This window comes from Ruegeria sp. YTSA064, assembly GCF_059610325.1.
In genome coordinates, this window is record NZ_JBXWNK010000001.1 from 400,205 (window position 1) to 423,696 (window position 23,492).

A 23,492-nucleotide genomic window follows, 5' to 3' on the forward strand; every position below is an offset into this window, starting at 1 on the left:
ATGAGACGAACCGATGACTGAACAACCGAAGATGGATGGCGGCAAGGACGGCGGACTGGTCGAATGCCTGGGTATGACGTTCCCGAGCGATGACGCGCGCCGGGAGCACTTCCTGAAGCTCTTGGCCGAGAAGCTGCAAGAGCCCGAGTTTCGTGCTCAGGAAGGTTTTCCCCAAGGGTCGGACGAATCAATTCTGACGTTGTCAGATCCTCCGTTTTATACCGCCTGCCCCAATCCGTGGCTGGAGGAGTTCGTCAAAGAGTTTGGAACCCCTTTTGAAGACAGTGATGACTACTTCCGATTGCCGTTCGACGCAGACGTGAAGGAAGGTAAAAATCATCCCGTCTACAATGCGCATACTTACCACACAAAGGTACCCCACCGAGCGATCGTTCGCTATATGATGCATTACACAGAGCCGGGCGACGTTGTTCTTGATGCATTTGGCGGAACAGGTATGACAGCAATTGCCGCCGCCGCATGTGGTAACTATCGAGAGCTGATGGAATGTGGCTACCGTGTTTCGGGCGGGGTGGCTACTGACAACTCAGGTGAGTCATCTGGAGTAGGACCTCGCAGGGCCATTATTTCTGACCTTTCTCCCATCGCAACTTTCATTTCTGCAAATCTGAATGACCTTCCAGACGCGCGTGTGCTGCTCGAGGAAGGTGAGAAAATCTTGGCGGGGATCGAAAGCGTTGAGCAGCAACTGTATCGCTCGATATCAGACGACGGAAAGCTGCGCGGACGGGTCAACTACGTCGTTTGGAGTGATTGCTACAATTGCCAAGAGTGTGGCTCGGAGTATGACTATTGGACTCAAGCCGTAGAGCTGGGATCGGGCGAGGCTAAGAAAACTTTCCCATGTCCCACATGTGGTGCAACTCAAAATACGAGAAATCTTCAGCGCGCGTATACAAATTTTATCGATCCGATCTTAGGGTCGGCGGTAAAGATGATGAAGCAGGTGCCTGTCCACATCAATTATTTTGATTTGAAAGGTAAGAAAGCGAGAGGAAAGCTTAGTCGCAAAGACTATGAGCGTGCAGTCGAAATACCTGATCTGACGGACCAGTCATGGTGGTGCAGAGCAATCGAGCTACCCAAGGGGGACCGCTATAGGCGGGACGCCTTTGAAGATAAGGGTGTGACCCACGCACACCAATTTTTTACTTGGCGCAATCTCAAGGCGACATTCACAATTCTTGAGGCGATACGAACGTCAGAGCTCGCCCCAAACATCAAGCGGGCGCTTTTGTTTGTTGTCACATCGTTTGCTGATCGCAACGGAACAAAGCGAAATAGGTTCGTTATCAATAAATATAATCCGCGTGGGCGGATCAATGGGCCGATGGCAAATACCTTGTACCTCCCGAATCTCTTTTGTGAAGTAAACATATTCGAGCTATTTCGAGAGAAGCTCAAAGATGTCGCTGTGGCTTGCCAGTCGAGAATAGGTAAGGCAGATACGATTATAAGTACTTCGAGTGCGACCGGAATGAGTATCCCGAATGACTCCATTGACTATATTTTCACGGATCCACCTTTTGGGCACAATATCCAGTATTCTGAGCTAAACGTTTCCTTGGAGGCTTTGCTGGGAGTCTTAACAAATTCCCCGAATGATCTCGTCGTAAACGCGGCTGTGGAGAAGGGAAACGACTTCTATCGAAAGCGGATCCGGCAAGCGTTTTCGGAATACTATAGGGTACTGAAACCGGGCCGATGGATCACCGTCGAGTTTTCTAATACGCAGGCTGCCATTTGGAATAGTATACAAACAGCACTTTCCGAAAGTGGTTTTGTAATCGCTTCAGTTGCCGCGTTGGACAAAAAGAGGGGTGGGATGCACTCAACTCTGGGGGTCACGGCCGTGAAGCAAGACTTGGCAATAACTGCATACAAGCCAAACCAGAGTCTTGAAGCGGCATGTGACGAATTCCGAGATCCCGCAGAGACAGCTTGGAGCTTTATCGAAGACCATCTTCGGAAACTCCCAGTCGTCCGCACGAAGGCCAGAGAGATTCAGTATATCGCTGAACGTGACCCCCGTATTCTGTTCGACAGAATGATCTCGTGGTTCGTGAGACATAACGTGCCTGTTCCGTTGTCGAGCCAGGAGTTCCAAGACGGCCTGATTCTCAGGTTTGCGAACCGTGACGGAATGGTCTTCCTGCCGGAACAAGTGGCCACGTATGATCGTAAGCGAACCCAATTCGCGCAGGCCCCCCAGATGGAACTGTTCGTCTCGGATGAGCGATCGGCTATCGACTGGTTGACCGATTTCCTGCGGAAGCGCCCTTCGACCTATCAAGAGGTGCATCCCGAGTTCACCACTCAGGTTGGGGCCGGCTGGAAAAAGCACGAAGAGAAGCCCGAGCTTTCGGCGTTGCTCGAAGACAACTTCCTGCGCTTCGACGGGAACGGCGACGTGCCCAGCCAGATCCACAGCTATCTCTCGTCCAACTTCAAGGATCTCCGCGGGCTGGAGAAGGAAGACCCGCGCCTGAAGGCAAAGGCGAAGGACCGCTGGTATGTGCCCGATCCGAACAAGGCGAAGGATCTGGAACAAAAACGCGAACGGACATTGCTGAAAGAATTCGAAGCCTACAAGACCGCGAACAAGCGCCAGCTCAAGGAGTCGCGCCTCGAAGTGTTGCGTGCCGGTTTCAAGACGGCCTGGGCTGCGAAGGACTACAAGACGATCATTGGCATAGCTGAGAAGCTTCCGGACGCGACGCTGCAAGAAGATGAAAAGCTCCTGCTCTGGTACGACCAGGCGCTGACCCGTACGGAGGCTGATGCGTGACGCATGGCACTCAAGACTTTGGCATTGGCGCGTGGTGCTGGCATGAACGACATGCCGCACCCTGCCGCGTCGTGGACCGGGAGGAAATGTGGGGCGAAACCGCATACCGCGTCTGGCTCCCGGGCAAGGATGCCGTTGTCCGCGCCAGATCTCGGGAGCTAGGGCCACTCGACGCTGTCCGAACGACAGTGGATCAGATCCTGCACACGGCCGCCGCGGCAAAGCTCCTGGATGCGCTGGAAGACAATCTGCTTCTGGCGCCGATCCAGTCGAGCGTCGTTCCTTTGCCGCATCAGCTCTATGCCCTGAACCGCGCCATGAGCCGGGATCGGATCCGTTATTTGCTTGCGGATGAAGTAGGGCTCGGCAAGACCATCGAAGCCGGTCTGATCCTCCGGGAGTTGAAGCTTCGCGGCATGGCCAAGCGGATCCTTGTCGTCGCGCCCAAGGGTCTTGTGCGGCAATGGCAGGCCGAGATGCGCCTGCACTTTGGTGAGAACTTTCAGTTCATCGAGCCTTCAGAGCTTTCGGCATATCGTCAGTTCCGAGATGATGAGGAGAATCTCTGGCGGCTGCACGATCAGGCGATCTGTTCGCTGGATTCGGTGAAGCCACTCGAAGGGCGGCGCGGATGGAGCGCGGAGCAACTCAGCACCTACAACCGTGAACGGTTCGAAGACCTGATCTCGGCCAACTGGGACCTTGTGATCATCGACGAGGCTCACCGAATGGGAGGCAGCACGGATCAGGTTGCACGTTACAAGTTGGGCGCGGCACTTGCCGAGGCTGCCCCGTACCTTCTCCTTCTGTCGGCAACACCCCACCAAGGCAAAACGGATCAATTCCACCGTCTGATGCAACTGCTGGATCGAGACTCTTTCCCCGATGAGAACAGCGTCTCGAGCGACCGCGTGCGCCCGTTCGTTGTGCGGACAGAGAAGAGGCTTGCGATCGATGCTGAAGGCAAGCCTCTGTTCAAGCCTCGAATGACCCGCATTCAGGCTGTCGCCTGGCTTGACCGACACAATGCACAGCAAGGGTTGTACGAAGCGATCACTGAGTATGTTCGCCACGGCTATAACCAGGCCATGGCATCGAAGCAGCGGCACATCGGCTTCTTGATGATCCTTATGCAGCGTTTGGTGACGTCCAGCACCGCAGCTATCCGTGCAACCTTGGAAAAGCGCCTCCTCGCTCTGGACGACGACCAGCGACAGCTTCAGCTCTTTTCCACCGAAGGTGTCGGAGACTGGCATGAGCTAACGGGTGATGACCAGATCGATATCGCCGTGGCCTTCGATGCCTTGGATGACGAGCGAAAAGACGTTGAGGCACTCTTGTTCCTCGCTCGTGAGACAGAGGCGCAAGGAACAGACGCAAAAGCCGAAGCACTCCTTGAGCAGATCTACAAGATTCAGCAGGAGGAAAACGATCCTGAACTCAAGGTCCTGGTTTTCACCGAGTTTGTTCCGACCCAGGCCATGCTCGCGGAGTTTCTCGAAAGCAGGGGGTTCTCGGTTGCAACGCTAAATGGGAGCATGGACCTTGGGGCACGTGGTCGAGCTCAAAGGGCCTTCTCCAAGGATGTGCGTATCCTGATTTCGACGGATGCTGGCGGCGAGGGACTCAATCTTCAGTTCTGCCATGTCATCATCAACTTCGACATGCCGTGGAACCCGATGAGGGTCGAGCAGCGAATTGGGCGCGTGGATCGCATTGGGCAACCGCATATTGTGCGAGCCATCAATTTCGTACTCGAAGACACCGTCGAGCATCGGGTTCGCGAGGTTCTCGAAACAAAGCTCGCTGTGATCGCCGAGGAATTCGGTGTGGATAAAGTTGCCGATGTGATGGATTCGGTGGAGGCGGAGCCACTGTTCGACGAGCTCTTTGTTCAGGGGATCCAAGACCCGGCATCGATCGAAACAGAATGCGATGCCGTTCTGACGCAGCTTCGATCCTCGTTGGCAGAGAACCGGAAGAATAGTGATCTGCTCGCCGATCGCCATGAACTAGAAGCCGATGATGCGCGCAAGTGGCGAGACCATCCGGCACAGTTTTGGCTGGAGCGGGCAATCACAACTGGACTCCCTGCGCGGGGGGGAGAAGCCAGGAAGGAAGGCGATACCTGGCGGATACGGTGGACCGATGGCACAGAGTCATCTTCGGTGTGTTTCGATGCGCGCACCGCGGGAGATCGACCCGAAGTTGAGTGGGTTGCGCTGGAAGATCCAAGAGCGCAGGCTTTGATTGCTGATCTTCCGCGTTGCATCGCTGGTCAACCCGTCCCCGCCGTCCGCATAACAGGCCTGCCTGACAGTGTGAAAGGCGTTTGGTCGCTTTGGGAAGTCAGTCTGGCAGCTGACGATTTCAGCCGCCGCCGCTTCCTATCCGTTTTCGTCAATGATGAAGGGCGCGCCTTCCAACCGACGGCAAAACGCATTTGGGATGTGCTTCTGACGGAGCAGATCGAGCCGATTGCTGCGCCTCGGATCGAGGCGCCGTGCGACTGGTTCGAGAGATCGAAAGGGGCTGCGGTCACGCAAGGAGAGCGAGTGTTCTCCGATCTTGTGACAGAGCACAAGGCTCGGATCGAGGAAGAACGCGAACGCGCACTCTACGCTTTCGAAGCTCGACACCAGGCGATTGGCAGAGTGGGGCTTCAGACTGTTCGTGATTATCGACGGAAGCGGCTGCAGAAAGAACATGAAGCTCGTATGGCGCAGCTCGATGCTGCGGCATCTTACTCGCCCGATCTCAATGCCCTCCTCGTGTTGCGAATTGGCGAAACGCTGGCTGGTGCACGATGAGTATTTGGGCTGATCGTATCCTGCGGGAGTTTCCCGCAGATCTGTCTCGCTTCTGGATCGCCTTGGATCCGGATGGCCTGCTCTTGGATGAGACCATTCTGCTCGGGCTTCGCGAACGCGATTTTGAGGTTCTCCCGTTCGAAGATTCTGTTTCGTTTAGAACCGAGTATGAAGAACGTTATCGATCCGCATGGGATGTGGGTCAGAAAGGTACCGCGAAGGCGCTCATCCTGCAGTGGCGGGGCGCGGACATCAATTCCATCCCTTGGGACTACATCAGGGCAGCACGACAAGTCAGCCTGAGCTTGGCTGATCTTTTTCCCAATCTGAATTATGGTGTCGTCCGCAAGCTCGACTCTGAACACCATGAAGGGCTATTCCAAGCCTACCAGAAGCATGTGACGCAGCTGCTCGGTGAGGCTGAGACCAAGAATTTTGTCCTGACGCACATCTTCAGGCTTAGCCCTTATCTGCTGAATCGACCGGAGGATTTCTGGCGAGAAGCTCTGCGGCTTCACTATCGCGGGGCTGGCCTTCCCAACCTATTTGCAGACCATGTCGCAACCGTTCTTCGGGACACATCTCTTGGAAGTCTTCCGATTAGTGAACTGCTCGCCTCAAAACCCTTTATGCTCCGCGCAATACAAGAATCTTGGGCACGTTTCGTTGCACAATATGGCGTTGAACCTGATGCCCGCGACATGGATCAGGAGCCGGTCGAAGGCTATGCGTTTGACGTGCCCTTTGATCACCCCGACGTAAGGGTGATCATAGATACCATGTTCCTCGAGGGAGCCCTTCAGCCTATTGAGGCAAGTGTTCGCCCTGTCCACCCTCCAGATTGGATACAGGTGGGCCTGATCGATGATCCTCAGGCACTCGTTCATTTGGTGTCGGAGGGAGCGAAAAGGATCGCGGCGAGTTTACCCTCAGAGGGGGCGTCGCATCGAGATTGGGTAGAAGCGGCGCGGCGCCTTGGAGAACTCATCTACCGCTTCAACGAACTAAAGGCCGTGGATGCAGATAGCTTGCGGGGGCAGCTCCAAATCTTGCAAAGAGATGCCGATGCCCGCCTTAAGGATTGGGTACTTCAGCATTTTGCGGACTTGCCCTCGCTACCTGTCGCAAAGGCGCCAGTGATGGTTCATCACGTGCCGCGCTATCTCGCGATGCGCAGAGGCTTTGGCGAAGATCGAATTGCTCTTCTTGTCTTTGATGGCCTGGCATTAGACCAGTGGGCTCAGATCAGGGAACACCTGTCGGCCAAGCTTCCCGACTTTTCCGCCGACGAAGGTGGCTGCTTTGCGTGGCTGCCCACGCTAACGTCAATCTCTCGCCAGGCGCTCTTTTCGGGCCTCAAGCCACGGGAGTTTCAAGGCTCGATGGATACAACGGCGAAGGAGCCTTCTCTGTGGACTAAGTTCTGGCAGGAGAACGAGCTCAAGCAGCCTGAAGTCGTATTCCAGAAAGGACTCAAACACTCTGAACAATTGGCAGGACTGGAAGAAGTGCTTTCGAAGCCTACCACCAAAGTTGCAGGCCTTGTTGTCGACATGGTCGATGAAATCGTCCATGGCGCGATGCTCGGGAAACGCGGGATTGCGAGCCAAATTCGCGAGTGGTGTGATACCGGCTTCATCGAAACGCTGTTTCAAATGCTCAGTAGGCATGGCTACCATATCTACCTGACTGCTGATCATGGCAATGTTGATGCTGCGGGCATTGGACGGCTTAGCCAGGGTGTTGTATCCGAGATGAAGGGGGAACGCGTTAGAGCGTATCGCAGCGAGGACCTCGCGGCGTCTGTTCCGCAAGAGATCGATGTATTTCAGTTTAGTGGCCCAGGACTTCCGCCCGACTTCTTGCCCGTTTATGCGAATGAACGCGGTGCGTTTGTGCCCAAAGGGAATTTGGTTGTTGCTCACGGAGGAATGGCGTTAGAGGAACTGATCGTGCCGTTTGTGAAAATAAGAATGAAGAAAGAAGAGCATGCGACCGACAGCTCCTAAGATAGGATTTGACCGTTTCATCCGCCTTGAATGGGCAAAAAGAGCGCTGGAAGTCAGGGCTGGTCTCGCTGAGCTCGACGAGCTTGATGTTCTCCTAGATGAAGCTCACTCAGGCCCATCCGCCAAGAAAAAGACCAGAACCGTACTGAACCGCCTCTGGTTAGAGCCGCGGACGGATCTGGAGCCTTTTACTCAACGCGCCGTGGAACTTTTCCAATCGTCACCGTCTACATCACCAGCTGCCCTTACGTGGGGCATGGCCATAGTGACATATCCCTTCTTTTCCAAAGTGGCTGAAATCGTTGGCCGATTGACCTCGCTCCAAGGCGACTGCACCACCGCTGAGGTGCATCGTCGGATGGCAGAAATCTACGGCGAGCGCGAAGGTACGAGAAGAATGACCAACATGGTCCTTCAATCCCAGATAGACTGGGGACTGCTAAATCGCAGTGACAACGGCAAAACCCTCACTCGGAAAAAAGCCATTGCCTTAGAAGAACCGGATCTCATGCGTTGGATGGCAACGGCCGTTCTGGAAGCGGTGGGGCGTCCTATAGGGCTCGGGACACTAGATGCCCAACCAGTGATCTATCCCTTTGTCCTTGGCGATAATCTTGGTTTTGTTCTCTCGTCTGCGGCAGATCTTGAACTGCGTGCGGATAGTGCTGGAAACCAAACCGTTTCGCAGGTCAAAGAAGCGTAAACCAAAAATCTCGACTACGGTCGGTATCAAGTGAAGCGCTCAAATCTATCCCACTGAAAAGAAAGACTTTCACACGCCGATGCTTGCACAAATCGCTCACTGCGGTTGAGTTACCCACTTGGCACTGGCCACAACGAACTTGCGCCAGGGCGGGAACTCCGCCCTAGCGCTGAGGTCATTCGGTGACCGGATCTTCGTCGCGGCGCGGGAAGGCAACCATTTCGACGTCGGGAAACATGCTGTGTTTGACGTTGATCGACGTGATTTTGCCGCTGTCGTCGGTGTTTACGAAGAGCACGCCGCAGCGGTCCCAGAAGCTCTTGCCGTCTTTTTCGCCGGATTTGATGTTCAGTTTCAGAGTTTGACTAGCCATTTTTTGATCCTCACTTTGAGTGTTTCGATGAACATGTCCAAAGCTGGCACCAAGGGGCTGTCAGCGAGAAACTTGCCTCGCGAGGAATGCGCTAGCGCAGGGGAATTTTCTTGTTGAAGTGGGGCTTGCGCCGCGTCTGGCCCGGGTGCCTGCTTATGTTCAGCAATCAGAAACACGGCGCTGAGGATCTGAGTTCGGCACTCACAAACTGAACGGTGTCGTCATGCTGCGTTACAAGGGCTAAGGACCTAGAAAATCCGCTGCGGCTTAACTGTGGTCACTCCGTCACTACGGGATTTCAGTCGAATATGTTGTCAAAATCAGATGCAGTGCCTTTGCTGCGCGTTCTGACCAAAAGCTCTAAGTCGAGGGCTGCCAACAGCGCCAAGATCGTGTCGAGCTTTGTGCCACCCCGCCCGGCCTCAACTTTCGATATCGTTTCCTGCCAAACACCGCTGCGCGTGGCGAGATCGGCCTGCGTCCAGTTTTTCTCTCGACGAGCCAAACGGATCGCATGCCCAAGATCTCGGGGAATTCGAACGAAGTTCTGCAAGCCTGTCTCCTGCGCCGCCCATGATGCCTAGATCATAGTGCCTGTTCATGATCTAAAGATCATAAGCGCAGCAGTCTAGCCCACGACAACTTACGCTGCAGCGTAATTTTCCTATTTTTGCGCTGTAGCGTAAATTTCGCACCAGTTCTCCTCTTTGCCCTATACCAGTTGCACCTACCGAGGGGTTGCTCCATGGTCCGTTGACTTTCAGAAAAACATACCATATTTTCTGACAAGGAGTTCGAACATGATTACGTCAAACATCAAGCAACGCATCATCGGAAAAGGTCGCGGCGCAATCTTTGCGCCGACCGATTTTCTCGACATTGGATCCCGCGCAAGCGTAGATCAGGCCTTGTCACGCCTTGCTGATCAGGGTGTGATCCGGCGACTGACGCGGGGGCTGTATGACTACCCGAAGAAGAGCCCGCGCTTCGGATTTCTGTCGCCTTCCGCCGATGACATCGCAAAAGCTGTTGCTCGAAAGGATGGTCAGATCTTGCAACCTTCTCCTTCGATGGCTGCCAATCAATTAGGCCTTTCCACGCAGGTACCCTCCAAGCCGACCTATATGACCGACGGCCCGACCCGTACCAAAAAAGTTGGACGGCAAGTCATCCAATTCCGGAACGCGTCCTCCAAGACGCTCGTCGGCGCAGGCCATAAAACCGGGGTTGTCTTCCAGGCACTGCGTTATGTCGGCAAGGACCGTGTGGATAGTCAAATCGTCGACCGGCTTGCACGCGCACTGGACGACAATGATCGGAAGCTCTTGGCAAAGCAGAGCAGGCACGTCCCTGCATGGATGCACCCCGTCGTGCAACAGATTGTTGCACACGCTTGAGCATGGAAAATTTCGCCAACGACGCGCCGGAACTCAGAGATGAAGCCTTTCAAGAAACTGCAGCGCAGCTTGGAATGTCGAAGGCAATCATCGAAAAAGACTTCTGGGTTTGCTGGTCCCTAAAACAGCTCTTTGCACTACCATCTTTTGGCGAGCAAATGATCTTCAAGGGCGGAACATCCCTGTCCAAAGCCTATGACGTCATCCACCGCTTCTCCGAGGATGTGGACCTCTCGCTAGACCGCGAACAACTTGGGTTTGTAGGCGACCGTGACCCAGAAGACCCGGACTTTTCGGGCAAGAAGCAGAAAAGGTTGCTTCAGGAATTGGAGGAAGCGGCGAAAGAAGCCGTCGGAGGCCAAATGCTGGCCGAGATTCAAACAGCGTTTGGCTCCAGTCTCGAACAAAGCTTCACGCTCTCGGTCGACCCTGGTGACCCGCAAACCATTCTCTTTGCCTACCCCGCGTTGGCAGAAAGCGATGCGGGCTATGTCAAACCGGTTGTACGCTTTGAGTTCGGTGCCCGTGGTGTCCAACTGCCTGCCGAGCAGATCGACATTGCACCATACCTGCATCAGGCTTTTCCGGATCTTCTGGCAGACGGTCTGGTCGGCGTGAAAGTGTTGGGGGTCGAGCGCACGTTCTGGGAAAAAGCCACCATTTTGCATATGCTCTTTCATCAAGATGCAGCCAAACCCCTCGCAGATCGCATGTCCCGCCATTACTACGATATGGCGCAGCTGATTGGGCATGAAGCCAAAAAACGTGCCCTCGAAAGGGTCGATTTGCTGAACCAAGTCGCGCATCACAAGTCGGTTTTTTTCAAGTCCGCCCGGGCAAACTACGAAGAGGCAAAGCCCGGTTCCCTGCGCTTGGCACCGAACGCCAAACTCACTGCCGCACTTAGAAAAGACTATGCCGGAATGCGGGAAATGATCATCGGTGACGCACCAACCTTCGATGAAATCATCGCTACGATCGAGACCTTCGACACCGAGATCAACAGCTGACCAGAGGACGCAAATTCTCAACGGCTTTGCCCTGAGTTCAAGCGCACGAAACGCACTGTTCACGCCGATCCTTTTCACGCCTGCAGCCCCGCAGCACGAACCTGTTCGGGCGTCACCAGCATTGATGCAATCAAATCCTCGATCTGCCGGTTGGTGATGTGGCGGCATAGAGGATGGCGCTCGTGGATCCATTCGGCAAGGCTGGCGCGCCCTTTGGCTTCGGCCTCTCGCGCCTTCTCTCGGTCCGCCCGTACTTGGGCAAGCCCCTTCTCCCATCGGCGCATCTTGAACCAATTGTCCGAGAAACAGACCTTGCTGCGGGTGTAGCCTTCGCTTTCCTTGGCATAGGCTTTGACCGCCTGCTTCAGATCGTCGGGCTTCAATCCGGCCTTCACAGCTGCTGCGATCAAACGCAGACTGGTCCGCCGGTCTCGGATCCTGTCTTCGGGATAGGCCGCCAAGATCTTCTCAGCTTCATGATCTTCAACCTCCTCCGCCGCCTCGCGCCTGCGCGTAGGTGGTTTATGGATGGTTTTAGGATGGTTTGGGGTCCACCGTGAACCCCGTACCCCGTTCACCGTGGACCCCGTACCGGGTTCAGGCTGGACGGGGTTCACAGTGACCCCCGTCTCATTATCGGGCTCGGCCGTGGGTTCGAGCGCGGCCACGCGCTCCAACACAATCCGGTAAATGACGGTGTAGCCGTTCTTGCAGTGCCGCCGCCCTGTCTCGATCAGAATGCCTTCTCGCAGGAAGTCGATGATGGTGCGCTTGACTGTGCTCTCGCTGAGCTCTGTGTGGCGCTGGATCGTGCCCTTGGAGCACCAGATGCCCGAGCCGTCATCGCTCGCCTTGTCAGCCAGGAACATGATGATCTGCTTTCGCGCGGCGCTGCCAAAGCGGCGCTCGGCGCATTCATTTGCGATGCGCCAGCTCATTGGACCACCTCACCGGTCAGAGGCCATGAAAAAGCAGACTGAGCGTTTGCGGTGCGGCGCTGGCCCGTGCTAATGTGCTTCGAAAGCTGACAGGCTTTTTCTATTTGGCCCCGGTTCACAGTTGCCGCTGTGACGGGGCCTTTTTCGTTTTGAACCGGCGAATTTGGCTTTGAAACTTTCGCTTTTTGTTCACTTTTTGTCAGGGGGTCTTTTGCACCCTTAAGCCGTTGTTTTCGCTGCCTCTCTTTCTGGATTGCAAATCCGTGTACACCGGTTCGATTCCGGTACTCGCCTCCAATAAACTCAACAACTTATGATTTTCTGCTGTCATGGGGTATCACCTCAGGTATCAGTTTCTTGTTCTGTGCTTGTTCTGTTCGCAAGTCATTTGCGCTTTGCTGCTGCCTGACGCGCCCGCATAATTTGCCGCGCTTCGCCTGCATATTTGATGATCATCGCTTTGGATGTATGGCCGCTGAAGCTGGCAATCTCGTCGTCGGTACAACCAGCCCAAGCCAATTCCATCACACCACGATAGCGTAAGGCGTGCTGGTCAAAGGACATCAGGCCCAGCCGCTTACGCTCCCGCACCATCACCCGAGCCATAGCGTAGTAATCCATGGCAGAGCCGTCTGCTCGTGTCAGGATGTGTCGCGAGGGATGCAGAGCGAACCGCAATTCGACCTTCGCCCTCTCAAGTGCGGCTTTCAACGCCTCAGTACAAGGCAAGAGCAATGGCTTACCAGTTTTGTTCTGGCGCAGTTTCAGGGTTTCTCCATCATAATCACCCCACTGGAAATCCACCCAGTCACCGGGGCGTTGTACGCTGCCTACGCCGATTTCAAAGATCAGCAAAGGAAGCGGCTCCCCCTCATCACGCATCTTCTTCACCGCCCAGTCAGCCCACGGCACATGGGGCTTTTTACGCGACTTCGGAACTTTGAGCGGCTCGATATCAATTGCCGGGTTGTCCCTGCGCCACCGTTTGCGGATCGCTAACTTGGATAACATGCTGATCGCAGTCGGGATGTAATTCGCAAATCGAACCCTGTGCCGGTTCTTTTCCATCGCATCATAAATATCAGCCTGCGTCAGGCGCGCCACTTCCGCCTTGCCAATCTTCTCAGTGAGATATTCAAAAACAGGTTCCAGATCCTTGCGATACCGAGGCGAAAAATTCGCCCATTTATCGGTTTCGCGCATTGCAGCAATCAGCGCGGTCCAAGAGGTTTTCACCTCCACCCTCTTGCCACTCACGATTTCCCAATACTGATGGTCAAATTCGGCGGTACCTTCCTCCGCTGTGATGCGCCCAAGATAGATCATTTTACCGTTGACGCATTTGCGCACATACCAGCGACCGGACGAATGCCGCCACAAGTACTTCTTGCGCCGGATCACCATTCTATTGATCCCTGAATGTCGCCCGCATCGCCATTTGAGATCTGCTTCAGCAGATCCGTGTCCCAACGCACAACACCCGGCGCAATTTCATGCCCCTTCGGCAAGTACCCTTCGTCCACCAAAGATCGAAACTGCTTTGCCCCCAAATCCAGCAAGCGCGCAGCTGTGGTTTCACTGGCCATGAGAGGTGTCTGCTTTCCATGTCTCAAGCCCCTTCCCCCTCATCGATGCAGGAAGGTTCTACCATATTCCGCTCTATATACTCTTGGATAGCATTTGGAGGCAGCAGGAAGTTGGTCCCATTCTTTAAAAACCGTATGCTTTTGGTCGCAATCAACTTCCTTATCCGCTTCTCTGGCCAGCCTGTCTTTGCTGCCAATTCTCGAGGGGTGAGTAGGGAACAATCGTTCATCTTTCTTTCCTTGTTGGCATCTTTTGCTATAAGTAGGCAGAATGCGTTGCAGTAAGTTACGCAAGTCCAAATATGGGTACGTTTGTCCGAATGTCAACTGCATTGATTGGGATAGGTCAGAGGATGCTGAGTATTCGCAGTCAGTTGGGCTATCCTCAAAGCAAAGTCGCTGCGATTCTCGGGATCGCCGACAAATCCTACAAAAACTATGAGCTTGAGAAACGAGAGTTACCGCTCTCAGTCGCTGTCAAATTTTGCGAAGAATTCGACCAAAATCTGATGTGGCTGGTCTACGGAGTTTCTGTTCCTGATGGTGAAAAATCGGCCCAGCTTGCAGGTGATACTGCCAAGGCAGTGTTTGAACATCTCGACACAAATGAGAAATCATTTACTAGCACGGAAATTCAGAAATTCACTCACTACATATTTGAGCAATCTCTTTCGAAAAGCACATCACCAGAAAGCGAAGCAAAACTGTTCTTCTCAGCGATTACATAAGGACCATCTATGAAACACCTGCAAGACCTAGCTACCCCCGTAAACAAATTTGCCAATACAATTAAACTGATTGGGGTGTTCTTGATGCTAGGCGGAGGCGTTGCATTAATTTCTTACAGTTCAGGGCAAGTTGAAGTCTGGGACTTGTTCAGAGGTATAATGCTCCACCTCACCGTCGCCGGCGCCATTTGTACTTTTCTAGGCGAGGCGCTTTGGAAAACACTTGTTAAAAACAGCAACGTCACCAAGCGCCAGTTCTATTTCTACGACGAAGAATAAATTATGAAACTATTTAATAACAAAACACTAACACGGCATATCCCGCATGTTGCACCCGCGCCGGAAAGCCACCTGCAAGCACTCACTGATTGGGCTGCGCTCATTTCATCTGGCAACATCAAGAAGATCAAGGAAACCTCCCTTTCCGCCGACTTCAAAACTAAGATCATCGAAGACGTCCTTGGCTACACATCCCCAGTTGGCAACAGCGATTACACCGTAGAAAGCGAACAAAAGATCCTGAAGGGATCTGTTGACCTTGCTTTAGGCCATTTTGCCCATGGGAAAGTCGATATTATCGCTCCCTTTGAGCTGAAAGGCGCAAAAACCAAAGACCTCGACGCCATCATGCCTGGGCGCAACAAAACCCCGGTTCAACAGGCGTGGGAATACGCGACGAATAACGTTGGTACCAAATGGGTTCTGGTCTCAAACTACCTTGAAATTCGTCTCTATGGCTTTGGCGAAGGCACGCAAGCTTACGAGCATTTCGACATGGCCCGCCTGCATGAACCGCAAGAATACGCACGGTTCATGCTTTTGCTTAGCGCGGAAAACCTTCTGAGCGAAAAAACTGCCGACCTGCTCAAGGAAAGTCGCCGTGAAGACAAAGATATCACCGACGCGCTCTATGCAGACTACAAGGCGCTTCGCTCCACACTGATTGACGGAATTCGGAACACAACACCCGGCATTGACCCTCTTGCATCAATCGCAACGGCGCAAACGGTGCTTGACCGTATCCTGTTCGTTGCTTTTGCCGAAGACACTGGTCTGCTGCCAAAGAACATCCTCGAACAGGCCTTTGAAAGCGAAGACAAATTCAACCCTCGCCCTGTGTGGGACAATTTCAAAGGCCTATTCAATGCAATTGACAAAGGCAGCAACGGCCTTGGCGTTCCGAAATATAACGGTGGGCTGTTTGCCTCCGATGCCACCATTGATGCGCTCACCCTGAGCGATGACATCTGTGAACGGTTTAAGAAAATCGGCGACTACGATTTTGCATCTGAAATCTCTGTCACGGTTCTTGGCCATATCTTCGAGCAATCCATTGCAGACGTTGAACGACTGCAAGCCGTTGCACGCGGCGAAGAGGTTGAAGAAGAAAAAACCAAGGGCACATCAGGGCGGCGCAAACGCGATGGGGTGGTCTACACACCGGACTACATCGCCCGCTTCATCGTGGAGCAAACCGTCGGAGCACATATCCGCGAAATCTTCGATGCCACGATGCAGAGCTTTGCTAAAAAAGGCGCCGACGTCACCGATTATGAAAACATTCCATGGAAACGCAAATCGGCCGAACTTGAGGCGTGGCGCGCCTATCGCGACCGGCTAACGAAACTGCGCATCGTCGATCCGGCCTGTGGATCTGGCGTTTTCCTCGTAATGGCCTTCGATTTTATGAAGGCCGAGCTGAATCGAGTAAACGAGAAGGTCAACGCGCTTGAAGGCAAACACCAACCTGACTTTTTCGACCCTGACAGCGAAATCCTGACGAACAACCTCTTTGGCGTCGATGTGAATTCTGAAAGCGTCGAGATTGCCAAACTGTCGTTGTGGATCAAGACTGCGCGGCGCGGCAAGGTCCTGGACAGTCTCGATGACAACATCATGGTTGGCGACAGCCTGATTGAGGATTCGAACTATGCGTATCTCAACCATCCCTTCACATGGCAAACCGCTTTCCCCAATATCTTTGCCGATGGTGGGTTCGATATCGTGCTTGGGAATCCGCCTTACGTGCGGATGGAATTTCTAAAGGCAATGAAGCCCTATCTTGAAAAGCGATTTGAGGTCGTTTCAGACAGGGCCGACCTTTACGCCTATTTCTTTGAACGCGGCCTCAAGCTGCTGAAAGACGGCGGGCGCATGGGCTATATCTCGTCCTCGACCTTCTTCAAAACTGGATCGGGCAAGCCGCTGCGGGAATACCTGCTACGCGAGGCAACGTTGGAAACCATCGTTGATTTTGGCGACCTGCAAATCTTTGAAGGAGTCACAACCTATCCCGCCATCCTCACCATGCAACGGGGCGCGTCCGCCAAGGGACATGACCTGCAATTCTGGAACGTGGCCGACTTGCCCGCGTCCAACTTTCGCGCCACCTATCGCGCGCAGGCTGGCCCCTATCCACAATCGGCACTGACCGCGGGATCATGGAAGTTAGAAAAGCCCGACTTGCGTGCACTGCGCGTAAAAATTCAAAAAGGCCATCCAAATTTGAAAGAGGAATTTGGGTCACCTCTTTACGGTATCAAGACTGGGCTCAACGCGGCTTTTATCATCGATAGCCCAACGAAAGAGCGGCTCTGTGTCGAAGACCCAAATTCTGCCATTCTGCTTAAGCCGTTTCTGGAAGGTAAGGACCTAAAGCGTTGGAGAGCCGAGCCACGCGGGTTATGGATTATCTATATCCCAAAGAACCGGATCAAGATCGACGATTACCCCGCTATTAGGGATTGGCTTCTGCCCTTCAAAGAAAGGCTGGAGAAGCGCGCCACAAAGCAGGAATGGTTCGAGTTACAGCAACCTCAAGAGGCGTACGCATCAGGTTTCGAGGCGACAAAGATTACCTATCGGGACATCGCCTCTCAAAGCCCATTTCATCTCGATAGCTCCGGCAGTTATCTTGAAACTACTGCATTTGCGTTGCCTTCCGACGACTATGCTTTAGCGAGCCTTCTGAACTCAAACGCCTTATGGTTCATTTTTCGTTCTTTAACGCCCTTGGCAAGAGGCGGTTACTTCAGGATGAAGGCTCAGTATGTTGGGCAATTACCTATTCCAAAGTTGTCCAAAAGCGTTCGAGAGGCTTTGACAGTACTAGCCATCAACAATCAAAAATCTGCGGAAGATCGGCTCAAGCTTCAAACTGCTCTAACTCGCCGCATCCCTGACCTTTGCCCGCCAGAACGTGACCCAAAGCTGACCACCAATCTCAAAGAATGGTGGCTGCTCCTCGACTTTGCGGCTTTCCGCGCCGAGATCAAAAAGTGCTTCAAAGCCGATATCCCGCTGTCAGAGCGCAACGACTGGGAAGCATGGATCACCCGCGACCGTGCCGAAATCGCCCGCCTGACCGCCGAAATTTCAAAATGCGAAGCTGAAATCAATGCGCTTGTTTACACCCTGTTCGACCTGAACAATGACGAAATCAAACTGCTTGAGGCCAACATATGACGCGGCATCTTGTAGCCGCTGATGGTACGTTAACGGATACCAACGGTGAGAATGTGGTCGCTGAGGTGATCGACAGCCCACAGCTGAGCGTTGCCCACCTTGTACCGCATATCCTGACGGTCAATCTGCCCAAAGGCGACCGCGTGAATATCCTTGTCGAATATTCCTGCCACTGTTGGACCAGAACATTTGACACCGCCGAGCACGCTGGTCAGATGCAAATCATGGACGGCACACGCCCACGAGCATTTTGCCCACATCGTTTCGCGGCCTCGGTCGATCTGGCTGGCCTGCTGGGAACATTGCCCCAGAACCGCCTCTACCTCACGCAATCAGACCGGAATTTTGGCACATACAATGCCACAATGATGCTAGGCGATGGAACGGCCTACACTGCATTTTTCACCCTGCGGCCTCACAAGGGTAGATTCGATGGCATCCGCCACAAACTTCGCCTATTTGTCGAAAGCGCTCATCACCGACCACAGCCCGAAAGTGGGCAAAAAGTGAAGATCTCTGTTGTCGTCAGTCAAGCGCTCAAAGGCAAAAAGGTCAAATATTTCAGACGATAAAACGACCGAAGGAGCCACCTTTGCAGGCAACTCCTTGGCTATCTCGACGCTCTCTTCGGCCTAAGCCTTATCCACTATTCCAGTTGGACAACTTGCGTTGCGGAAGGAACCTCACAGTCGATCAGGTATCCTTATGGGGAGGAATATAAGGAGGATTTAGTTGCATGTCAATTAACGCCGCGCGCTCAGCACTATTGCCCACTGGGCGGATATAGCGCCTGTAAGACCATTGCCTCTTTAGCAAGAAACATACCTTCATCACAACAAGTGAACAAAAATCAACCTATCTGGTTAATTTTTGAAACCAACAAGGTTGGTTGACATTCTGCCCTACCTGAGTTAAACATCTGTTAACCAAAACGGGAGACCCACCATGCCAACAACAGAAATCGGGAAGGAGCTACGGAAATTGCGAATTGACGAAGAAGAGCGACTGATCGACATGGCAAATCGCCTTGATAAGTCTTCTTCCTTTGTTTCAGCCGTCGAAACCGGTGGAAAGCCACCGCCCGTAGGCTTTGAGGATCTTGTGATTTCCGCTTACCAGCTCGCAAATGACGCCGCTACGATCCTGCGCAAGGCAGCCGACTTGTCGCGCAAGGCCTTTACAATTCAACCCGAAAACGACCTAGGAAAAGAAGCAATCGGCCTGATGGCTCGTCGCATGAATTCCAAAATGGACGCCCTTACGTCCGAAGAACTCGAACAGATCCTTTCAATACTGCGTAAGGGGGACGCACATAGTGAGTAACATTGACGATTATAAAGCGCCCCCGACAAGCTGGCCGAAAGTTGATGCACTGGCAAATCGCCTACGTGCCAATCTTCAAATGGAACAGGTCCCAAAGCTCCCAATCGTGAACATTGTGGAGAAAATTCTCTACGAGCAATTGGAACTCTTTGAGTTTCAAGTTCGGGACAGACGGGAAATGGGAACGGCTGAAGGACTAACCTGCCCTAACGGCGACTTCATCAGGTTTAGGGAGGATGTTTATAATAGCGCCTGCGCTGGGGGTGTAAGAGCAAGATTCACATTCGCGCATGAGTTGGGGCATTTCTTCATGCACACGAATGTCCCACTGGCTCGGGCCGCAGCAACTGAAAGATTACCCGCATATATGTCGGCAGAATCTCAGGCCAATCGTTTTGCTGGCACACTATTAATACCAGCTGCCTTGGTGACACCTAATCATACCGTTGACCGAATTATGGAAGAGTTCGGCGTTTCCAAGCCAGCCGCAGAATTCAGAATCGCAGATCTTAAAAAGAATGGGGTTCTTTAACGAAAGAAAGCTCAGGTTGCAGCCTGAGCCTTCAAACGAATTCTGTATCGTGCACAAGGGGCTAGACGATGCAGAGCCACCTCGAAGCCCAAATCAGTCTCGTAGCAGGGCCGATTTATACACTACCTCGAGGAAACTGGCAATATACGCCCTGAGGAGAAGTGGAATGACACAACGTCATACACCACCACCACCGGGATACCGGTACGTTTTTCGCCCTTGGCGGACGTGTCCGAGAACCGGAAATCGGCTCTATGCGAAAGCATTTGGGTTCCGTGCGTGGCCAATTCTGGTTCCAGAATAGGTCGCTGTATCAATCTTCATGTGGGCAGTTCGCTGCCCACATTCACAACAACTTTGCCACGAAAGGAACAAAAATGGCTAAGAGAACCATCAAGATCGGCCGCAGTGCCAAAACCGGCCGCTTTACCACCGTAAAACAGGCGCGAACAAAAAAGTCGACACATGTTGTTGAGACAATCAAACGGAAGAAGTGACATATCAAAGGCAGCCACATTCTGTGGCTGCCTTTCTTCTAACCGCCCCCTCCTTCAACATCCAAAGCTTTCACTATGAGCATCTGCCCCACTTCCAGTTTCTTGGCGTTCAGGTCCAGTTCTCGGATAATGTATTCACCGCCCCCGCCGTAAACATGTCGCCGATAACTGTTCCCCTCCGCATCGATGAACAGGCAACGGATATCGCTGTAATCACCCCAGACACCGGCAACGGCCATCAACGGGACACCCTTGGGCAGGCGTGTCACCTTATCAAACGTGCGATAGTCGATGCCATAATCGCGGGACTGACCATATGACATGGTGAAATGATCATGTGGGAAGTTCATTGATTTTCCTTTCAATTCAAAGGCCGTGGCTATGGCTGCATTCTCGTTCGTTCAGTTCTCGTTCAGCCGTTGTTCGGCGCGTTTCGCTAATTTCAAGCTGGCCTCTAAGCCCTCTTGAAGCGTCTCGTAGGTCTGCTCCTCTCTCAGCAAGTCGGCCAATGTGGCGACCGACAAGAGATGCGATTTCATCAGCAGCCCCACGCAATGCGCCAACCCATTCACTTTGTTCTCGATCCCGTTCGTCGAGCGTACTTCCATACCGCGCAATTCCTGCGCTGAGGTTTCGCAGACCGTCACCAACCGTTCGACGCAAGCGAGCAAATCGCGCTCCAAGGCTGTCATGGGTGTCGTCATTTATTTCCCCCTGATTTCGATACAGATGATCGGCGTGCCCGCTATCGTGCAGGTTTTCAATTTGGTCTGCTCCGGGTCCAGCGTCAGCCAGATCTGCCCCGCCTGTTCGATCCGTGTCAGGCCAAGCTCTGTTATTTCCAAGCGCGTCAAAAAGACCATCCAAAGCCAGCTCACCGCCATGGTCGAAACGATCCACGCCATGATCAGCCCCGTGATCACCCAAGGCGACATCGTCAGCCAGCGCCGGATTATCTCGCTGCGCCTCTGTAATTCGCTCCTGCTGTCGCTCAGAAAATAGCGAATATCGGTCTCGATGGTATTCAGCGCGCTTGTCGCAATGCCGTCCAAATCGCTCCTGAAGCGCTCCAACTGAGAATTCATCAAGGCGTTGTGCTCCTGCCTGATCATGTCCAGATCCGCGTTCAATTTCTCGCTCAGCCGGGTCGGCTTGCCAGTTTTCATTGAAAATCTCTCCTTTCAGCCGCCAGCGTTCGCCTGTCTCTGGGTCTTTGGCGGTAATGTAGTTTTTGCTGGCGCGGGGAATATCGAACCCTGCATCTGTCAGAGCATCGACCATGCTTGCGCGGTCGGTGATTGTGCCAACGCTGATCTGGTCGAGAACCCAGTCGTGGAGTTCCTCACGTCCCTGCGCGCGGCTCGGGGCCTCAGCTGTCACCTGCACCTCTTGGGCGTGTTCCAGATCCAACGGATCCGCCCAGCTATGGGTCTTGTTCATCAGATCGCGCAGACTGTCATAGGCATCCTGATAGCCCGGCGGCGCGATATTGAGGCTGTTACCAGTGGTCAGCTCCAGCCGGGGCGTACAGAAATGCAGCTCAACCCGATCTTCGTGGGTATGCCGGACCCAGAGCACGTCATATTGCTCAGGATCCAATCCCGCGAATGCCAGTTCTTCAAAGGCATCCATGACTTCGGTTTGCTGGGCCTCGGTGGGAGCATCTTCATGGGCGAAACTGACAACGCCCGCGCGGTAGGTCCATTGGTTACGGCTAGTGTCAATCAGCGCCCCGGTGCGGTCGGGATTGCCACGCAACACCTCCGGCAGCGGATCACGCGTGACTGTCTGCGGCTGGCCATTGGCATCCCGGATCAAGTCACGGTTGGCATCATAGGCTAACACCTCCTCCGCGATCAGATAGCCGACCGGGCCAGCCCCCGCGCCCTTGCCGTTGGGAAAGAACTTGATCAGCATTCCGGCACCTCATCGAGGACCTGGGCAAGCCGACGTTCGATCGCCACGAGTTGTTGCGCCAAGGTCAGCGTATCGAGGTCAATCCGACCAGCCAGCCGCGCCCGGTTCACGAACCGCGCAATCTGGTTGAGGTTGCCGCCGATGCGAGCGACCGCCAGAGTCAATGCCGGATCGACGCGCGGCATGGGCTTGCGACGGCGGGCTTCGGCAAGGCCAAGCGCCTCCCGCAGGAGCGTCGCGGCGGGCAGGCCAGCGGCCTCGGCCTTGGCGCGCAGCTCGGCCTTCTCGGTCGCCGTGCAACGGAAGACGAAGGTCTCTGTCAGCGGCTCCTTCGCGCGGGGCTTGCCCGCGCCGGTGGGGTTCGAAGGGGAGGCTTGCCGCCCCTCGCAAGGTCCCATGTCATCCGTGCCAGCGTATGACATGGGTCGCCTTGCTCTTTGTACTGAAAACGGTTGTGTTTTTCCCACTAGCCAAGCCCCGCAGCCTGAAGTTGCAACGGCGTCACCATTTCAGCGGCCAAAAGCGCTGCGATCTGACTGGGCGAAATGTGCCTACAAAGTGGGCTGCGTTCTATGATCCAAACCGCCAGCCCTTTCAGCGCGTCAGCCTCTTTGGCTTTTGTGGTTTCGCGCTGGAGCCGGGCATCTTGGACAAACCGCTGCCAGCGGTCAGAGCTGAACCAATTGTCCGAAAAGCAAACCTTGGAACGGGTGAAACCTGCGCTTTCACAGGCATAGTCCCGAACGGCCTCATGCAGATCGTTGGCGGTGACACCCTGCGACAGAATCTCCCGGATCGCCAATAAGCAATCCGCTTTCCGGCGAATACGGTCATCCGGAAATGACGCCAAAATCTTCTCAGGTTCTTCGTCCACCTCCCGCGAAGGATATGGATTTATATTTGGTTTATATCTGTTCTTATATGATTTGCCCTCTGGGGCGGACGGCTTGCCCTCAGGGGCAAATGTATCATTTTCCGGTTTGGTCTGCTCGATTTGCCCATTTGGGCAAATGCAATCGCCCAACGCATACCAGCACGTCCGATCATAACGATCATCGCTGAAATTTCCTTTCAGGATCAGGTCTGATTTGATGAGCTTATCCAGCGCTGTGCGGACCTGCTTTTCAGTCAAATAGGGAAACAACTCGGCAAAGGCAGAGATTGAGTTGTAGGTCCAATAGCGCCCATCTCGCAGATTGCGCCGGTTGGCTTGGTTCTTCTCGATCCAGAAGGTGATGTTCTGGAAAATCACCGCCGCATTCAGCCCCACCTGAGCTGCTACATCAGGATCAAAGCTATGGCGACTCATCGAGCGCCCCCAACCGGCGCCAGAACCGCAGGAAGGCCCTTAATTTCGCTGGTATCATGTTCACCGATAGTTCCGGCTTTGTCTTG

Annotated in this window: 22 protein-coding genes; 12 read left to right on the forward strand and 10 right to left on the reverse strand. The window is 53.8% G+C overall.

What is annotated here, in order from left to right; genetic code table 11:
- Window positions 1–13 precede the first annotated feature (13 nt).
- Genes AC2FI7_RS02005 through AC2FI7_RS02020 form a run of 4 tightly spaced genes read left to right on the forward strand, consistent with a single transcriptional unit; the run spans window position 14 to window position 8,331 of the window.
- Entirely contained in the window at window positions 14–2,809 is a 2,796-nt protein-coding gene (locus tag AC2FI7_RS02005; protein WP_496833183.1) for a DNA methyltransferase, read from the forward strand.
- A complete protein-coding gene (locus tag AC2FI7_RS02010) occupies window positions 2,806–5,619 on the forward strand; it encodes a DEAD/DEAH box helicase (RefSeq protein WP_496833184.1) in 2,814 nt (937 codons plus the stop codon). The genes AC2FI7_RS02005 and AC2FI7_RS02010 overlap by 4 nt, the downstream gene beginning before the upstream one ends.
- Window positions 5,616–7,628 (forward strand): BREX-3 system phosphatase PglZ, encoded by a 2,013-nt coding sequence (pglZ, locus tag AC2FI7_RS02015; protein WP_496833186.1) that lies wholly within the window; start codon window positions 5,616–5,618, stop codon window positions 7,626–7,628. The genes AC2FI7_RS02010 and pglZ overlap by 4 nt, the downstream gene beginning before the upstream one ends.
- The gene (locus AC2FI7_RS02020) at window positions 7,609–8,331 is read left to right on the forward strand and encodes a hypothetical protein (RefSeq protein WP_496833188.1); all 723 of its coding nucleotides are present in this window, start codon (window positions 7,609–7,611) and stop codon (window positions 8,329–8,331) included. Before pglZ ends, AC2FI7_RS02020 begins: the two co-directional genes overlap by 20 nt.
- A gap of 175 nt (window positions 8,332–8,506) precedes the next feature.
- On the opposite strand, the gene AC2FI7_RS02025 is transcribed toward AC2FI7_RS02020, so the two are convergent.
- Both AC2FI7_RS02025 and AC2FI7_RS02030 read right to left on the reverse strand, forming a co-directional pair.
- Complete coding sequence (locus tag AC2FI7_RS02025; protein ID WP_496833190.1) at window positions 8,507–8,704, reverse strand: hypothetical protein; 198 nt, start codon at window positions 8,702–8,704, stop codon at window positions 8,507–8,509.
- A gap of 298 nt (window positions 8,705–9,002) precedes the next feature.
- The gene (locus AC2FI7_RS02030; RefSeq protein WP_496833191.1) at window positions 9,003–9,257 is read right to left on the reverse strand and encodes a helix-turn-helix domain-containing protein; all 255 of its coding nucleotides are present in this window, start codon (window positions 9,255–9,257) and stop codon (window positions 9,003–9,005) included.
- A 247-nt stretch (window positions 9,258–9,504) separates the two neighbouring features.
- Here AC2FI7_RS02030 and AC2FI7_RS02035 point away from each other — a divergent pair, with 247 nt between their 5' ends.
- On the forward strand, window positions 9,505–10,101 hold the full coding sequence (locus AC2FI7_RS02035) for a DUF6088 family protein (RefSeq protein WP_496833193.1): 597 nt from the start codon (window positions 9,505–9,507) through the stop codon (window positions 10,099–10,101).
- 2 nt (window positions 10,102–10,103) lie between these two features.
- Complete coding sequence (locus AC2FI7_RS02040; RefSeq protein ID WP_496833195.1) at window positions 10,104–11,111, forward strand: nucleotidyl transferase AbiEii/AbiGii toxin family protein; 1,008 nt, start codon at window positions 10,104–10,106, stop codon at window positions 11,109–11,111.
- A 74-nt stretch (window positions 11,112–11,185) separates the two neighbouring features.
- On the opposite strand, the gene AC2FI7_RS02045 is transcribed toward AC2FI7_RS02040, so the two are convergent.
- The 4 genes from AC2FI7_RS02045 to AC2FI7_RS02060 form a co-directional block, all read right to left on the reverse strand.
- Window positions 11,186–12,049, reverse strand: coding sequence for a hypothetical protein (locus tag AC2FI7_RS02045; protein ID WP_496833197.1), 864 nt, complete (start codon window positions 12,047–12,049; stop codon window positions 11,186–11,188).
- Between the two features lie 384 nt (window positions 12,050–12,433).
- A complete protein-coding gene (locus AC2FI7_RS02050; RefSeq protein ID WP_496833199.1) occupies window positions 12,434–13,453 on the reverse strand; it encodes a tyrosine-type recombinase/integrase in 1,020 nt (339 codons plus the stop codon).
- Window positions 13,447–13,635, reverse strand: coding sequence for a hypothetical protein (locus tag AC2FI7_RS02055; protein ID WP_496833201.1), 189 nt, complete (start codon window positions 13,633–13,635; stop codon window positions 13,447–13,449). The genes AC2FI7_RS02050 and AC2FI7_RS02055 overlap by 7 nt, the downstream gene beginning before the upstream one ends.
- Before the next feature lie 23 nt (window positions 13,636–13,658).
- The gene (locus AC2FI7_RS02060; RefSeq protein ID WP_496833202.1) at window positions 13,659–13,865 is read right to left on the reverse strand and encodes an excisionase family DNA-binding protein; all 207 of its coding nucleotides are present in this window, start codon (window positions 13,863–13,865) and stop codon (window positions 13,659–13,661) included.
- Window positions 13,866–13,988: 123 nt separating this feature from the next.
- Between AC2FI7_RS02060 and AC2FI7_RS02065 the strand changes: the two genes are divergently transcribed.
- The 6 genes from AC2FI7_RS02065 (at window position 13,989) to AC2FI7_RS02090 (ending at window position 19,683) form a co-directional block, all read left to right on the forward strand.
- Entirely contained in the window at window positions 13,989–14,363 is a 375-nt protein-coding gene (locus AC2FI7_RS02065) for a helix-turn-helix domain-containing protein (protein WP_496833204.1), read from the forward strand.
- A 9-nt stretch (window positions 14,364–14,372) separates the two neighbouring features.
- The gene (locus tag AC2FI7_RS02070) at window positions 14,373–14,642 is read left to right on the forward strand and encodes a hypothetical protein (RefSeq protein WP_496833206.1); all 270 of its coding nucleotides are present in this window, start codon (window positions 14,373–14,375) and stop codon (window positions 14,640–14,642) included.
- 3 nt (window positions 14,643–14,645) lie between these two features.
- A complete protein-coding gene (locus AC2FI7_RS02075) occupies window positions 14,646–17,828 on the forward strand; it encodes an Eco57I restriction-modification methylase domain-containing protein (protein ID WP_496833207.1) in 3,183 nt (1,060 codons plus the stop codon).
- On the forward strand, window positions 17,825–18,400 hold the full coding sequence (locus AC2FI7_RS02080) for a YjaZ family protein (RefSeq protein ID WP_496833209.1): 576 nt from the start codon (window positions 17,825–17,827) through the stop codon (window positions 18,398–18,400). Before AC2FI7_RS02075 ends, AC2FI7_RS02080 begins: the two co-directional genes overlap by 4 nt.
- Before the next feature lie 373 nt (window positions 18,401–18,773).
- Window positions 18,774–19,151, forward strand: coding sequence for a hypothetical protein (locus AC2FI7_RS02085; protein WP_496833211.1), 378 nt, complete (start codon window positions 18,774–18,776; stop codon window positions 19,149–19,151).
- A complete protein-coding gene (locus AC2FI7_RS02090) occupies window positions 19,144–19,683 on the forward strand; it encodes an ImmA/IrrE family metallo-endopeptidase (protein ID WP_496833212.1) in 540 nt (179 codons plus the stop codon). Before AC2FI7_RS02085 ends, AC2FI7_RS02090 begins: the two co-directional genes overlap by 8 nt.
- Window positions 19,684–20,218: 535 nt before the next feature.
- Here AC2FI7_RS02090 and AC2FI7_RS02095 read toward each other — a convergent pair.
- Genes AC2FI7_RS02095 through AC2FI7_RS02110 form a run of 4 tightly spaced genes read right to left on the reverse strand, consistent with a single transcriptional unit; the run spans window position 20,219 to window position 23,406 of the window.
- Entirely contained in the window at window positions 20,219–20,530 is a 312-nt protein-coding gene (locus tag AC2FI7_RS02095; protein WP_496833214.1) for a hypothetical protein, read from the reverse strand.
- Window positions 20,531–20,546: 16 nt separating this feature from the next.
- A complete protein-coding gene (locus AC2FI7_RS02100; RefSeq protein ID WP_496833216.1) occupies window positions 20,547–22,097 on the reverse strand; it encodes a relaxase family protein in 1,551 nt (516 codons plus the stop codon).
- Window positions 22,091–22,564 carry a plasmid mobilization protein gene (locus AC2FI7_RS02105; RefSeq protein ID WP_496833218.1) on the reverse strand — a complete coding sequence of 158 codons (474 nt, stop codon included), beginning with the start codon at window positions 22,562–22,564 and terminating at the stop codon, window positions 22,091–22,093. Before AC2FI7_RS02105 ends, AC2FI7_RS02100 begins: the two co-directional genes overlap by 7 nt.
- Window positions 22,564–23,406 (reverse strand): hypothetical protein, encoded by an 843-nt coding sequence (locus tag AC2FI7_RS02110; RefSeq protein WP_496833220.1) that lies wholly within the window; start codon window positions 23,404–23,406, stop codon window positions 22,564–22,566. The genes AC2FI7_RS02105 and AC2FI7_RS02110 overlap by 1 nt, the downstream gene beginning before the upstream one ends.
- Between the last annotated feature and the right edge of the window lie 86 nt (window positions 23,407–23,492).

What these genes read in the sequence shown, in the direction of transcription:
- AC2FI7_RS02005 (WP_496833183.1), top strand. Translation starts at nt 14, where the DNA reads ATGACTGAACAACCGAAGATGGATGGCGGCAAGGACGGCGGACTGGTC.
- pglZ (WP_496833186.1), top strand. Translation starts at nt 5,616, where the DNA reads ATGAGTATTTGGGCTGATCGTATCCTGCGGGAGTTTCCCGCAGATCTG.
- AC2FI7_RS02020 (WP_496833188.1), top strand. Translation starts at nt 7,609, where the DNA reads ATGCGACCGACAGCTCCTAAGATAGGATTTGACCGTTTCATCCGCCTT.
- AC2FI7_RS02025 (WP_496833190.1), bottom strand. Translation starts at nt 8,704, where the DNA reads ATGGCTAGTCAAACTCTGAAACTGAACATCAAATCCGGCGAAAAAGAC.
- AC2FI7_RS02035 (WP_496833193.1), top strand. Translation starts at nt 9,505, where the DNA reads ATGATTACGTCAAACATCAAGCAACGCATCATCGGAAAAGGTCGCGGC.
- AC2FI7_RS02040 (WP_496833195.1), top strand. Translation starts at nt 10,104, where the DNA reads ATGGAAAATTTCGCCAACGACGCGCCGGAACTCAGAGATGAAGCCTTT.
- AC2FI7_RS02045 (WP_496833197.1), bottom strand. Translation starts at nt 12,049, where the DNA reads ATGAGCTGGCGCATCGCAAATGAATGCGCCGAGCGCCGCTTTGGCAGC.
- AC2FI7_RS02050 (WP_496833199.1), bottom strand. Translation starts at nt 13,453, where the DNA reads ATGGTGATCCGGCGCAAGAAGTACTTGTGGCGGCATTCGTCCGGTCGC.
- AC2FI7_RS02055 (WP_496833201.1), bottom strand. Translation starts at nt 13,635, where the DNA reads ATGGCCAGTGAAACCACAGCTGCGCGCTTGCTGGATTTGGGGGCAAAG.
- AC2FI7_RS02060 (WP_496833202.1), bottom strand. Translation starts at nt 13,865, where the DNA reads ATGAACGATTGTTCCCTACTCACCCCTCGAGAATTGGCAGCAAAGACA.
- AC2FI7_RS02065 (WP_496833204.1), top strand. Translation starts at nt 13,989, where the DNA reads ATGCTGAGTATTCGCAGTCAGTTGGGCTATCCTCAAAGCAAAGTCGCT.
- AC2FI7_RS02070 (WP_496833206.1), top strand. Translation starts at nt 14,373, where the DNA reads ATGAAACACCTGCAAGACCTAGCTACCCCCGTAAACAAATTTGCCAAT.
- AC2FI7_RS02075 (WP_496833207.1), top strand. Translation starts at nt 14,646, where the DNA reads ATGAAACTATTTAATAACAAAACACTAACACGGCATATCCCGCATGTT.
- AC2FI7_RS02080 (WP_496833209.1), top strand. Translation starts at nt 17,825, where the DNA reads ATGACGCGGCATCTTGTAGCCGCTGATGGTACGTTAACGGATACCAAC.
- AC2FI7_RS02085 (WP_496833211.1), top strand. Translation starts at nt 18,774, where the DNA reads ATGCCAACAACAGAAATCGGGAAGGAGCTACGGAAATTGCGAATTGAC.
- AC2FI7_RS02095 (WP_496833214.1), bottom strand. Translation starts at nt 20,530, where the DNA reads ATGAACTTCCCACATGATCATTTCACCATGTCATATGGTCAGTCCCGC.
- AC2FI7_RS02100 (WP_496833216.1), bottom strand. Translation starts at nt 22,097, where the DNA reads ATGCTGATCAAGTTCTTTCCCAACGGCAAGGGCGCGGGGGCTGGCCCG.
- AC2FI7_RS02110 (WP_496833220.1), bottom strand. Translation starts at nt 23,406, where the DNA reads ATGAGTCGCCATAGCTTTGATCCTGATGTAGCAGCTCAGGTGGGGCTG.